Annotated in this window: 14 protein-coding genes; 12 read left to right on the top strand and 2 right to left on the bottom strand. The window is 35.1% G+C overall.

Features of this window, described 5'->3' with window-relative positions; genetic code table 11:
* The first annotated feature begins 8 nt into the window (after window positions 1-8).
* The 7 genes from ccoN (at window position 9) to C1H87_RS19315 (ending at window position 6,255) form a co-directional block, all read left to right on the top strand.
* Window positions 9-2,201: a cytochrome-c oxidase, cbb3-type subunit I gene (gene ccoN / locus C1H87_RS19340; protein ID WP_102757398.1), complete on the top strand. Its 2,193-nt coding sequence runs from the start codon at window positions 9-11 to the stop codon at window positions 2,199-2,201.
* Window positions 2,202-2,222: 21 nt separating this feature from the next.
* Window positions 2,223-2,408 (top strand): CcoQ/FixQ family Cbb3-type cytochrome c oxidase assembly chaperone, encoded by a 186-nt coding sequence (locus C1H87_RS19335; protein ID WP_102757397.1) that lies wholly within the window; start codon window positions 2,223-2,225, stop codon window positions 2,406-2,408.
* Window positions 2,405-3,343, top strand: a complete 939-nt coding sequence (locus C1H87_RS19330) for a cbb3-type cytochrome c oxidase N-terminal domain-containing protein (protein ID WP_102757396.1) — start codon at window positions 2,405-2,407, stop codon at window positions 3,341-3,343. The genes C1H87_RS19335 and C1H87_RS19330 overlap by 4 nt, the downstream gene beginning before the upstream one ends.
* A gap of 78 nt (window positions 3,344-3,421) precedes the next feature.
* Window positions 3,422-4,846, top strand: coding sequence for a cytochrome c oxidase accessory protein CcoG (gene ccoG, locus C1H87_RS19325; protein WP_102757395.1), 1,425 nt, complete (start codon window positions 3,422-3,424; stop codon window positions 4,844-4,846).
* An 84-nt stretch (window positions 4,847-4,930) separates the two neighbouring features.
* Window positions 4,931-5,377: a FixH family protein gene (locus tag C1H87_RS19320; RefSeq protein ID WP_102757394.1), complete on the top strand. Its 447-nt coding sequence runs from the start codon at window positions 4,931-4,933 to the stop codon at window positions 5,375-5,377.
* Window positions 5,378-5,403: 26 nt separating this feature from the next.
* Window positions 5,404-5,529, top strand: a complete 126-nt coding sequence (locus tag C1H87_RS23675) for a hypothetical protein (RefSeq protein ID WP_262497881.1) — start codon at window positions 5,404-5,406, stop codon at window positions 5,527-5,529.
* A 24-nt stretch (window positions 5,530-5,553) separates the two neighbouring features.
* Complete coding sequence (locus C1H87_RS19315) at window positions 5,554-6,255, top strand: sulfite exporter TauE/SafE family protein (RefSeq protein WP_102757393.1); 702 nt, start codon at window positions 5,554-5,556, stop codon at window positions 6,253-6,255.
* Here C1H87_RS19315 and C1H87_RS19310 read toward each other — a convergent pair.
* Together C1H87_RS19310 and C1H87_RS19305 are read right to left on the bottom strand one after the other, a co-directional pair.
* Window positions 6,239-7,129, bottom strand: a complete 891-nt coding sequence (locus C1H87_RS19310) for a helix-turn-helix domain-containing protein (protein WP_102757392.1) — start codon at window positions 7,127-7,129, stop codon at window positions 6,239-6,241. The genes C1H87_RS19315 and C1H87_RS19310 overlap by 17 nt on opposite strands.
* 43 nt (window positions 7,130-7,172) lie before the next feature.
* Window positions 7,173-7,922 (bottom strand): SDR family NAD(P)-dependent oxidoreductase, encoded by a 750-nt coding sequence (locus C1H87_RS19305; RefSeq protein ID WP_102757391.1) that lies wholly within the window; start codon window positions 7,920-7,922, stop codon window positions 7,173-7,175.
* A gap of 213 nt (window positions 7,923-8,135) precedes the next feature.
* Between C1H87_RS19305 and C1H87_RS19300 the strand changes: the two genes are divergently transcribed.
* The 5 genes from C1H87_RS19300 (at window position 8,136) to C1H87_RS19280 (ending at window position 12,518) form a co-directional block, all read left to right on the top strand.
* Window positions 8,136-9,680, top strand: coding sequence for a nucleoside hydrolase-like domain-containing protein (locus tag C1H87_RS19300; protein WP_102757390.1), 1,545 nt, complete (start codon window positions 8,136-8,138; stop codon window positions 9,678-9,680).
* Between the two features lie 152 nt (window positions 9,681-9,832).
* Window positions 9,833-10,282, top strand: a complete 450-nt coding sequence (locus C1H87_RS19295) for a nuclear transport factor 2 family protein (RefSeq protein ID WP_102758332.1) — start codon at window positions 9,833-9,835, stop codon at window positions 10,280-10,282.
* A 103-nt stretch (window positions 10,283-10,385) separates the two neighbouring features.
* Window positions 10,386-10,781, top strand: coding sequence for a hypothetical protein (locus C1H87_RS19290; RefSeq protein WP_158655290.1), 396 nt, complete (start codon window positions 10,386-10,388; stop codon window positions 10,779-10,781).
* A gap of 12 nt (window positions 10,782-10,793) precedes the next feature.
* A complete protein-coding gene (locus C1H87_RS19285) occupies window positions 10,794-11,633 on the top strand; it encodes a cyclase family protein (RefSeq protein ID WP_102757388.1) in 840 nt (279 codons plus the stop codon).
* Window positions 11,634-11,747: 114 nt separating this feature from the next.
* Complete coding sequence (locus tag C1H87_RS19280) at window positions 11,748-12,518, top strand: type 1 glutamine amidotransferase domain-containing protein (RefSeq protein WP_102757387.1); 771 nt, start codon at window positions 11,748-11,750, stop codon at window positions 12,516-12,518.
* The last annotated feature ends 4 nt before the right edge of the window (window positions 12,519-12,522 follow it).

The following is a 12,522-nucleotide window of genomic DNA, read 5'->3' as shown; positions in this document are numbered from 1 at the left end:
AATAAATTATGGAAATGCAGCAATTTCATTACGATAATAAAATCGTTAAAAATTTCTTATACGCCACCATGCTTTGGGGCGTTGTGGGTATGTTGGTAGGACTGCTACTGGCATTTATGTTTTTATTCCCTAATCTAACCGACGGTATTTCATGGCTAAGCTTTGGTCGATTAAGACCATTACACACCAATGCCGTTATTTTTGCTTTTGTTGGTAATGCCATTTTTGCGGGAGTTTACTACTCTACGCAACGTTTACTAAAGGCGAGAATGTTTAATGACACCTTAAGCAAAATTAACTTTTGGGGATGGCAACTTATTATTGTAGGTGCTGCAATTACGCTACCTTTAGGTTATACAACATCAAAAGAATATGCCGAACTAGAATGGCCTTTTGATATTGCTATTGCAATTGTATGGGTCGTATTCGGTTGGAATTTAATAGGTACCATTCTAAAAAGAAGACAGCGCCATTTATATGTTGCTATTTGGTTTTATATAGCCACGTTTGTTACTGTTGCTGTACTTCATATATTTAATAGTTTAGAATTACCGGTTAGTGCCTTAAAAAGTTACTCGGTCTATGCCGGGGTTCAGGATGCTCTGGTACAATGGTGGTACGGACACAATGCCGTGGCTTTCTTTTTAACCACACCATTCTTAGGGTTAATGTATTATTTTGTTCCTAAAGCCGCTAACAGACCTGTTTACTCTTATAGACTATCGATCGTCCACTTCTGGTCGTTGATCTTTATATATATCTGGGCAGGACCTCACCATTTACTATATACAGCATTACCAGAATGGGCTCAAAACTTAGGTGTAGCGTTTTCTGTAATGCTATTAATGCCTTCTTGGGGAGGTATGATAAACGGACTTTTAACTTTACGAGGAGCCTGGGATAAAGTACGTACAGACCCTGTTTTAAAATTCATGGTTGTAGCCATTACAGGTTACGGTATGGCAACCTTTGAAGGGCCTACCCTATCACTTAAAAACGTTAATGCCATTGCCCACTTTACCGATTGGATTATCGCTCACGTACACGTAGGAGCCTTGGCATGGAACGGGTTTTTAACGTTTGGTATGATTTATTATTTAGTACCTAAGTTATTTAAAACAAAACTATTTTCAGTTGGGTTAGCAAACCTTCACTTTTGGGTTGGCACACTTGGAATTATAATGTATGCCTTACCTATGTACGTTGCAGGATTCACACAAGCAAGTATGTGGAAACAGTTTAACCCAGATGGTACACTAACCTATGGTAACTTTTTAGAAACTGTTACGGAAATTATGCCTATGTATTGGATGCGTGCCATTGGAGGAACACTTTTCATTATAGGTATGCTCATTATGGTTTACAATGTTATTGTAACCATTAAACAAGGTAGTAAAGTTGAAAACGAATTAGCAGAAGCGCCTGCATTAGAGCGTGTAACTAAAAAACGTACAGCAAGCGAAGGATGGCACACTTGGTTAGAACGCAGACCAATTCAATTAACCATTTTAGCTACGATTGCTATTTTAATTGGTGGTGTCGTGCAGATTGTACCGACTATAATGGTTAAATCCAATATTCCAACCATAGCAAGCGTAAAACCATATACGCCGCTCGAATTAGAAGGACGAGATATTTACATCCGTGAAGGTTGTGTAGGCTGTCATTCACAAATGATTCGTCCTTTTAGAAGTGAAGTAGAACGCTACGGCGAATACTCGAAAGCCGGAGAATATGTTTACGATCATCCATTCCTTTGGGGAAGTAAACGTACCGGACCAGACTTACATAGGTTAGGTGGTAAATATTCAGATAACTGGCACTTTAATCACATGTACGACCCACAAAGTACATCATCAGGATCGATCATGCCGCGTTATCCATGGTTAATCACAGGACCATCCAGTGAGTTAGATAAATCGCAAACCGAAGCTAAAATGCGAACCATGGTGTCTTTAGGTGTTCCTTATACCGAAGAAGACATAACCACTGCACAACAAAATATGTTGGAACAAGGAACTCAAATAGAAAAGAACCTTTATACAGACCCAGATTTTGCAGAGACCTACGAAGCAGATAAAAAATACGCTTCAGAAAACGGTGAAAACTTCGTTGAAATGAAAAACAGAGAGATTGTTGCTCTTATTGCATATTTACAACGTTTAGGAACCGATATTAAAGTAGAAACGGCTCAGAATTAATCATCAAAAAAAACAGATAACATGTTAAAATTTGTAAAAAATCATATGGAGAGTATCTCAGATGTGGAAATATATCCAATCATCTCACTACTCATCTTTTTTATATTTTTTGTAGCACTTTTTTGGTGGGTTATTACAGCTAAAAAAGACTACATAAATACCGTAAGCAACATTCCTTTAGACAACCAAAACGACGATATATCATGAGAAAATTAATCCCATCTTGGATAAGAGTTCCTATAGCATTCTTTTTCATCTTCGGAGTTGTAGAGTTCTTCGTAGATTCAGGAGATAAACCTGCATTTATAGAATATCCAATAGTTCTACTTTTCCTTTTCTTAGTACTGCTAATTTTAATAGCCATTGAAGCTATTGTTGCAGCATTGGAAAACATTATGATTCATAAATTAGACGAAGAAGCCAAAGCACGTTTTTTAGCAGAAAAGGAAAAACAATACCAGTTTACCTGGCTAAGTAACATTTACAAAAAGCTTCTGGGACAAAAGCCTCTTGAAGAAGAAGGCGAAATTATATTGGATCATAATTACGATGGTATAAAAGAGTTAGATAATAACTTACCACCATGGTGGCTGTACGGCTTTTACATCTCAATTATTTTTGCTGTTATTTATTTATTTAAGTACCACGTTTTTAATGGAGATAACCAATTTGATGAATTAGAAACCGAATTAGCCGAAGCCAGAGAAGCTATTGAAGCTTATAAAAAAACAGCTAAAGATTTAGTTGATATTAACACCGTTACTATGCTTACCGATGCAGCAGATTTAAACGCAGGTAAGAAAATTTTCGAAACGACATGTGTGGCCTGTCATATGGCAGACGGTGGTGGTGGTATTGGTCCAAATTTAACAGACCAAAACTGGATTTTAGGCGGTGGTATAAAAAATGTTTTTAGAACCGTATCCGAAGGAGGTCGTTCTGGTAAGGGTATGATCGCCTGGAAACAACAATTAAAGCCGTTGCAAATAGCACAAGTATCTAGTTATGTGTTAACACTACAAGGCACAACACCAGCTAATCCTAAGGCTCCTGAAGGCGATGTATGGGTAGATGAAAATGCACCTGTGCAGGAAACCAACACCACCCAAACGGATTCTTTGGCTACAACTGCGGTTAACTAACATAGATATATCTCAGACCTGTTAGATTTTAAAAACCTGACAGGTCTGTAGACAGGTTAAAAAACAAAAACAAAAAACTTGGAAACCCCAGAAAACGAAACGTTTAGAGACTCAATAGGTACCGTTACCGAAGAAGGTAAACGTGCTTGGGTATTTCCAAAAAAACCTAGCGGAAAATTTTACAAATACCGTAAATGGGTGAGTTATGGATTGCTGGCTTTTTTATTACTGTCTCCTTTTGTAAAGATAGGTGGAAACCAGTTTTTAATGTTCAACGTATTAGAACGTCGTTTTAATATTTTTGGATTTCCGTTTTGGCCACAAGACTTTCATTTGTTTGTGGTTTCTATGATTATTGGTGTTATTTTCATAACGCTATTTACAGTAGCTTTTGGTAGAATTTTCTGTGGATGGATTTGTCCGCAAACCATTTTTATGGAAATGGTTTTTCGCAGAATTGAATATTGGATTGAAGGCGACAGAGGGAAGCAAATAAGACTTTCTAAACAACCTTGGAATGCAGAAAAGATTAGAAAGAAAGGGCTGAAGCTTTTTATTTTTACGGTAATTTCCTTTTTAATTGCCAATGTATTTCTGGCATATTTAATTGGAAGTGACAAACTCGTTCAATACATCATTGATGGTCCTTTTAGTCATTTAAGCACCTTGATTTCATTGTTGATTTTTACAGCGGTGTTTTACTTTGTCTTTGCATGGTTTAGAGAGCAAGTGTGTATTATTGCCTGTCCTTACGGAAGATTACAGGGCGCGCTTTTAGACACTAAATCTATTGTGGTTGCTTACGACCATAAACGAGGTGAAGCAGAAAATGGAAGAAAGAAGTTTAGAAAAAATGAAGACAGACAAGCTTTAGGACATGGCGATTGTATTGATTGTTTTCAATGTGTTAATGTATGTCCTACCGGTATCGACATTAGAAATGGTACACAACTAGAATGTGTAAACTGTACTGCTTGTATAGATGAATGCGATCATATTATGGAAAGCATTAATCTGCCAAAAGGTTTAATTAGATATGCCAGCGAAGAAAACATTGAGAAAAAAGTACCTTTTAAACTAACAGCCAGAATGAAAGGCTACATTGCAGTGCTTTCTATATTAATTGGTTTGTTAACTGGTATGCTCTTTTTAAGAAACGATGTAGAAGCTAATGTATTAAGATTGCCTGGGCAATTGTACGAGCATAAAGAAAATAATATAATAAGTAACGTATTTACCTATAAATTGGTAAATAAAACAACAAAAGAAATTGATAATGTCCGCTTTAAATTATTATCGCATAAAGGCACATTAAAATTAGTAGCAACTAGCGATAGTTTTGTAGTACCCAGCCAAGGAATAGCAGAAGGGACGCTTTTTATCGAAATAAATAATTCGGCATTATCTGGAGATAGAAATAAAATAAAGATTGGCGTATATGCAAACGACGAATTAATTGAAACGACTACGGCTAATTTTTTAGGTCCGAGGAGTTATAAATAGTTGGCAGTGTTTGGTGATTAGTATACAGTGAGCAGTGTTCAGTAAGCAGTTTTAACTAATAAGATATCATTAACAAATAAGATCATGAAAATAAACTGGGGAACAGGAATTGTAATTGCTTTTATAGGCTTTATAAGCTTTATAATGTATTTCATTATCACTATGAACGTAGATGATAAATACGACCATGATCTTGTAACTGAAGATTATTACGCCGAAGAATTGGAATATCAAAAAGATATAGACAAACTAGAAAACGCTAAAGAATTAGAAGAGAATATTACATATAAAAAAACAGCCGAAGGGTTAATTATTCAATTTCCTGAGGCTATTGATATTAAAAAAATAACTGGAAAAGTATTCCTATATAGACCATCTAACAAACACTTAGATTTTGATACTGCTATTTCATTATCTAAACCCACTTTGCTCATACCTGACAATCGTTTGGTAGATGGTCGTTGGAATATTAAAATCGATTGGCAATATAATGGAATTTCTTATTTATTTAAGGAATCCATCAATTATTAAAACTTATAGAACAATAGATATAAGAAATGTTCCAAAAAAGATCATCTATCGAACACTTAGATAATGATAATGCTATATCGTTATCTAAACCCACTTTGCTCATACCTGACAATCGTTTGGTAGATGGTCGTTGGAGCATTAAAATTGATTAACAACAATCTATAAATAATTTAAACATGTTAATTTCGGCATTTGTATTAGGTTTATTAGGAAGCTTCCACTGTTTGGGTATGTGCGGTCCTATAGCCTTTATGCTTCCATTAAGTCGAACAAACACCTATAAAAAAGTATCACAAATTACCATTTACCATGTTGGTAGGTTATTAGCTTATAGTATTATTGGTTTAATTTTTGGACTTATAGGCAAGAGCCTGTATATTTTCGGGTTTCAACAACAACTCTCTATTATTACTGGCCTTTTAATGATCTTGGTTGTTATAATTCCACAAAAAACATTTAATAAATACAATATTTCGAGACCGATCTATAAACTTATTTCCAAAGTAAAATCTGCTTTAGGCAATGCTTTAAAAAAGAAAACAACCGATACCTTTTTAACCATTGGTTTTTTAAACGGTTTTTTACCTTGCGGACTGGTTTACATGGCTTTATTTGGAGCTATTGCCGGAGGAAATGCAACACAAGGAAGTCTTTATATGATGCTCTTCGGTTTAGGTACCATACCATTAATGACAACTGCCATTTTCTTTAGTCATTTTTTAAAAGGAACCGCAAGACAAAATATACAAAAAGCTATTCCTGTTTTTGTGGTTTTTATTGGTATGCTCTTTATTATTAGGGGGTTAGGTCTTGGGATACCTTACCTGTCCCCTGCTCCTATTGTAGATAGTGTGTCCAGCGCTATTGAATGCCATTAAGAATTAACCTTCTATACTGGGTTGGTGATGTTTTAAGGTGTCTTTTAAAATACTTCACAAAATACGAAGCGTCTTCAAAACCTAACTTATAAGCAATTTCATTAACTTTTAATGATGTAAATGCCAATAAGCGTTGAGCCTCCAAAATAATACGTTCCGTTATTAATGTAGCAGGCGACTTTGAAGTAACCGTTTTGGTTATTGTTGCGAGTGTTTTTGTTGAAATATGCAATAAATCTGCATAATCACTTACCATATAATTTTTATTGTAGTGATGTTCGATAAGCTCCCTAAACTGTAAATATTGTAATTCGTAAGCATTTGTTAAATGAATGTTTTCATCTGTATTTTGGAGATGTGTCCGTTCCAAAACAATAAGTAACGACTTTAACAAATACCGAATAACTTGTTGATGCCCAAAACCAGTTGCTATAGCTTTCTCTTTTTTAATAAGATTCAGGTATGAATTTGCCTGATCAATAATGTCTCTAGTAATGCAATAGCAAGGCCTTCCCTGATTATTAAACACATTGTACTTTAAAAATATATCAACATCAGATTGCATTAAAAAACTTTCATTAAAATGAATGAGAACACCTTCATGATTTGCTGTCTTGTCAAAATAATGAATTTGATTTTTAGAAATAAAAAAAATCGTATTAGTCTTAACGTCGTAAGAGTCTAAATCAATATAATGAACACCACCCTCATTATATATCCATAAAATCTGATAAAAACTATGCGAATGCGGTAGTTGTGCATGCACCCCACTAGTCTCTAAATAATCACTCAAATTATAAACTTCGAATTGAAGTTTTTCAGGATGATCTTTATGAAGATGGTACTGTTCGATATTTGTCGTGCCCTTTTTCAACGTACAGTTATTGCATTAATAATCCGTCCAAGTTAATAAAATATTAATTCCTACCAGACATAACCCCGCCATCAACGTCCCAAATAGCACCAGTTACCCAAGATGCTTTATCAGATAATAAAAAGGAAATAGTATCTGCCACATCCTGTGCCTTGCCATTTCTTCCCAGAGGATGAAATCCGTGAAAGCTTTGCAACGCTTCTTCGGCTTCTTGCTTGCCTCCAAATACACTTTCATAAACTGGTGTTTCAACAACTGCTGGAGACACCGCATTTACACGAATATTATATTCCGCTAGCTCCATGGCCAAATGTTGTGTTAAGCTATGTAACCCAGCTTTTTGCATAGAATATGCAGAAGAAGGTGTGGCTTTAACCGATTGCTTCGCCCACATCGAACCCACATTTACAATTACTCCACCATTAGTTTCTGTCATTTTTTTAGCCGAAGCTTGAGTAATAAAAAAGAATCCACGATTTAAATTCAAATAAGCATCATAGTCCGCTTGCGTATGGTCTAAAAAAGTTTTAGGTCCAAATATCCCCGAAGCGTTAACCAAATAATCCAGATTATCCAAACCTTTAATTACCTCATTTAACTCGTCAACCTCAATGCTGTTTGTAATATCCACCTGATGAATGTATAAACTTTCACCAGCTTCTTTTTTAAACACTTCCAGTTTATTCCTGTTCGTACCTACCACATGTACTTCCACTCCCTCGTTCAATAAATTTTGTGCTGTAGCTTTACCAATGCCGCTACTCCCTCCAATTATTAATGCTCTTTTATTCATATTCATAGTTTTTTAAATTAAGACTACAAAATTAAATCAGACACTTCTCCACCAACTGCGACTAAAGGATAAAAAATGGTAATTTTGAGAAACTTCAGGATGTTTCATTACAACGAAACATTTAAAAACAATAAAACCCTTATATTTATACACAAACATATGTAGGGTTTCATATGTAGATCCGAGACTTTTTAGCTCATTAATTTTATAACTATGACATTAAAAAAAAGATACCTCTTACTATCTGTTTTTATACTAAGCTTGTCAATTAGTTTTAGCACTTATGCCAGTGATCATACCCGTTTAATCATTCTGGCAGATATGGGGAACGAACCCGATGAAGTTCAACAAATGGTCCACATGATTATTTGTTCAAACGAATTTTACCCAGAAGGACTCATTGCAGTAACGGGGAAGTATTTGCGACCCGAATCAAATGAAAAATACCGTCAGATTACACACCCAGAATTATTTCATAACATCATAGATGCCTACGATAAGGTACTAGACAATCTTAAAAAACACGATACCGGGTGGCATACTACAGCATATTTACGCTCTATTGTATGTAGCGGACAACCCGAATATGGCATCCAGGGTATAGGAGAAAATAAGCAAACAAAAGGGTCTGATCTAATAATCAAATCCCTTGAAAAAGATGACCCGAGACCAATTTGGATAGTCGTTAATGCTGGCTCCAATACACTGGCTCAAGCATTGCTAGACTACGAAAAAACACATACAAAAGACGAGCTTAAAAAAGCCATTTCTAAAATAAGAGTATTTGAAAACGGAGCACAGGATAACGCGGGAGCCTGGATATGTAATAAATATCCAAACATTCATTGGATTAGAAGCAACTTTCAAACATACGCCTATGGCGGACCAGGGGGAACAGATGGTGATCTTACCGTAAATTTAGGCCCTAATTTTTGGGGAACCTACGATTATAGTGTTTCTGGTCAAAACGAATGGCTTAAAGAGCATGTAATGAATAACCACGGTGCTTTAGGTAAAGCATACCCAGAAAGAAGGTATCATGGTTTTAGAGATGGAGGTTTAGGGTTTATGGAAGGTGGAGGAACCATTCCTTGGATCGGATTGGTTAATCATGGACTATTCGATATTAACCACCCTTCTTGGGGAGGCTGGGGAGGCCGTTTTACATCTTTTAAAGTGGCCGACTTTTGGTCTCGCCATATGGATATCAGTATAGATGAAAAAGAATACGCTCCGTTTTATACGTACAGAGAAGTAAGTGATGTATGGTATAATAAGTCTGATAAAAAAGTATATCACGGAAATTATGTGCCCGTATGGCGTTGGCGTGAAGCCATGTTTAACCATTTTAAATGTAGAATGGATTGGTGTACAAAACCGTATGAAGAAGCAAACCATCAACCTGTTGCAGTCTGGAATAACGATAAAAGCGATACTATAATTCATTTAGATGTTATGCCCGAAGAAGTGCTGTCCCTTGATGCTTCATCTTCATTCGATCCAGACAATGATACTCTTAACTATAAATGGTGGATTTATAACGAAGCTGGAAATTACTCTGGCAAGATTTATATTGAAGATCCCACAAAAGCAAATACAAAATTGCACATACCATCGGGAGCAGCAGGAAAACAGATTCATTTAATCTTAGAAGTAAAGGATACAAATGAAATAGCTTCTTTATTCGACTATAGAAGAATCGTTTTAAATGTTTCCACAACCTATAACCATTCAGGAGTATCCAAGCAAAAAGACTAATTTTATTTCAATACTCAAACTCTTATTGAGTTAAACCTATAATTATAAGCCAGTTACCAAAACAGATTTTCTATTCAGTTTTAATTTGCTAAATTAGTTACCATACAAATTAATCGCAAATGCACACCCAAAGGGTAAACTATAAATTGATTATGAAACAACCTGTTGTCTTTTTTATCTATCTCTTTTTTCTTATACTTTGTGTTAATGCCCAAACCAAACAAGATTCCATAAGTATTAAACAAGTAGCTCTGGATTATATTGAATCGCAACACCATGTTAAACCAGAACAGTTCGCACGTGCCGTGCACCCAAGAATGGCAAAACGAACGTTTTGGACCGATAAATACACTCAAAAAGAGTATTTAAGAGAAACTTTTACTGATGCTATGATCTTGCTGGCCGAAACTTATAATAAAAATGGCGACAAGTTTCCTAATAAGCCTAAAAAGGAAGTTATAATACTGGATATTTTTGGTAAAACAGCCTCTGTAAAACTTATAGCAGATGACTGGATTGATTATATGCATATTGTTAAACTAAACGGAAAATGGCAAATAGTAAATGTGCTGTGGCAATTTAACGACGCTTCCAAACATTGAGCGTATTCTTTTGAAATAAAATGAATTAATCATAATATCAGACCATTAAACCTTAAAAAATAATTTAAAAAACCATTATAATAACGCAATGAAACAGTTCCCCATGCAGACAACAAATCGAATTGCTAAAATACTTTCAGCCTACTTAATGGTAACAGGAACCGGCTTCTTATTATCCAGTGATTATTATTCTCAAATGATATCTCATGCGGGGTCAGATCCTGTGCTAATCAACCTATCTGGAATGGTTCATTTTTTTATAGGCATGACCATACTTGTTAATCATTTCTTATGGAAAAATGCCTTGCAAATTATTGTAACCATTTTGGGCTTTATGTTTTTACTAAAAGGCGCTTTTTTAATAGCACTACCAGAACTAACCTTACAATCTGGAAATAACCCGGTACAATTACCTTGGGCAATGTCTGTTGGATTTATAGCCATTGGAATATGCATGGCTTTTTTAATATTGAAAAACCGTAAACTAAACTCAATTTAAATAAAAATGAAAATGAAAACACTAACCTTTTACCTAGTACTATTTTCGACCTTAATTGCCTGCAATAGCAAACCCGATTCTGAGAAACAAGCTAACACCGCAGAACAACCAGAACCACAACCCAAAATTTCCGAAAAGAAGATCATAGACCTTTCTCATTCCTATTCCGATAAAACGGTGTATTGGGTAACTTCAAAGGAATTTGAATTAGATACCGTTTATAGAGGGCACACAGATAAAGGATACTACTATTCTGCCAATAATTTTTGTACTGCCGAACATGGAGGAACTCATATAGATGCACCAATTCACTTTATCGAAAATGGTGAAACGGTAGACAAAATAGCTCTAGAAAAACTAATAGGAAATGCTATAAAGATTGATGTCTATTCAAAAGCCATTAAAAATCCAGACTATTTAGTGAGCGTACAGGATCTTAAAACATGGGAAGTAAGCCAAAAGACTACAATTCCAGAAGGCGCTATTATTTTATTGCAAACTGGATATTCAAAATACTATCCAGATAAAGTAAAATACTTAGGCACAGATAAACGTGGAGAAGATGCTGTTAAGCTATTACATTTCCCTGGCCTTTCTCCAGAAGCAGCTAAATGGCTAATAGAAAAACGTAATATTAAAGCCATAGGTATTGATACTCCTAGCATTGATTATGGACAATCTGAGTACTTTGAAAGCCATGTTTTGCTTCTTAAGCAAAGCATTCCCGTTTTCGAAAACCTTACCAATCTGGATAAATTGCCTTTAAGTGGTTTTGAAGTCATTGCCTTACCAATGAAAATTGAAGGTGGCACTGGTGCGCCTTTAAGAATTATAGCGCTAACTAACAATTAAAAAAGGCAATTCTAAAATAGATATAACGGTTGCTATCTATTTTTAATTGATATTAAAATCAATTATAATGTAACACATCTATTATATTTTCATCTATTATAGAAATTTTAGTTTATGAAAAAATTAGTATTTGTATTACTTCTTGGTCTCAATTTTATTTCGTGCCATAAGGCCAATCCGGAAAAAGAAAATGTTTTAATTATTGTTTCGAATACAGAGGATATGGGCGATCCTGAAAAACACTTTGCAGGTAATAACCTTTGGGAAGTTGCACCACCTTATCATATATTTGTTTCACATGGATACAACGTTGATTTTGTTTCACCTACAGGTGAAGAAGTACCTTTTTCAATGGATCCGCTTGGCATAAGTAGTTATACCATAAAATATGAGAGTTTTATGGAAAAAGTGAGTCATTCACTTACACCAGATAGAGTAGACTATAAAAAGTACAAAGCCGTTTTTATTGGTGGTGGGTATGGTCCTTTATTTGACATATCGAATAACGAAAACCTGTTAGCAATTATAGCTAACATCTATGAAAATGGAGGCATTATTGGTAGCTGTGGTCATGGAGCTGGTGCTTTTGCAAATGTAAAGCTCAAAAATGGTGAATATCTGGTAAAAGAAAAAAAGGTTACTGGTTTCCCAAACTCTACTGAGGTTACCAAAAGTTGGGCTAAAGAAGGGACATTACTTCCATTTCTATTAGAAGATAAATTAAGGGAAAATGGCGCCATTTTTCAAACTAAAGCAGACTTGAACGATAAACACGATGTTATAATTGACCAAAGAATCATTTCAACCATGTTTCTTCCTTCCTCGGCAATAGTAGCAAAAGAAATGATAAATGAAATGGAAAAACTTCATACCAACCATAAATAACAAT

Source organism: Flavivirga eckloniae (assembly GCF_002886045.1).
GTDB lineage: Bacteria > Bacteroidota > Bacteroidia > Flavobacteriales > Flavobacteriaceae > Flavivirga > Flavivirga eckloniae.
This window is presented reverse-complemented; position numbering and strand designations above follow the sequence as displayed.

Coding starts and splice junctions, on each gene's coding strand:
- C1H87_RS19300 (WP_102757390.1), top strand. CDS start 8,136: ATGACATTAAAAAAAAGATACCTCTTACTATCTGTTTTTATACTAAGC.
- C1H87_RS19285 (WP_102757388.1), top strand. CDS start 10,794: ATGAAAACACTAACCTTTTACCTAGTACTATTTTCGACCTTAATTGCC.
- C1H87_RS19280 (WP_102757387.1), top strand. CDS start 11,748: ATGAAAAAATTAGTATTTGTATTACTTCTTGGTCTCAATTTTATTTCG.
- C1H87_RS19320 (WP_102757394.1), top strand. CDS start 4,931: ATGAAAATAAACTGGGGAACAGGAATTGTAATTGCTTTTATAGGCTTT.
- C1H87_RS19335 (WP_102757397.1), top strand. CDS start 2,223: ATGTTAAAATTTGTAAAAAATCATATGGAGAGTATCTCAGATGTGGAA.
- ccoN (WP_102757398.1), top strand. CDS start 9: ATGGAAATGCAGCAATTTCATTACGATAATAAAATCGTTAAAAATTTC.
- C1H87_RS19295 (WP_102758332.1), top strand. CDS start 9,833: ATGAAACAACCTGTTGTCTTTTTTATCTATCTCTTTTTTCTTATACTT.
- C1H87_RS19330 (WP_102757396.1), top strand. CDS start 2,405: ATGAGAAAATTAATCCCATCTTGGATAAGAGTTCCTATAGCATTCTTT.
- C1H87_RS19305 (WP_102757391.1), bottom strand. CDS start 7,922: ATGAATAAAAGAGCATTAATAATTGGAGGGAGTAGCGGCATTGGTAAA.
- C1H87_RS19315 (WP_102757393.1), top strand. CDS start 5,554: ATGTTAATTTCGGCATTTGTATTAGGTTTATTAGGAAGCTTCCACTGT.
- C1H87_RS19290 (WP_158655290.1), top strand. CDS start 10,386: ATGCAGACAACAAATCGAATTGCTAAAATACTTTCAGCCTACTTAATG.
- C1H87_RS23675 (WP_262497881.1), top strand. CDS start 5,404: ATGTTCCAAAAAAGATCATCTATCGAACACTTAGATAATGATAATGCT.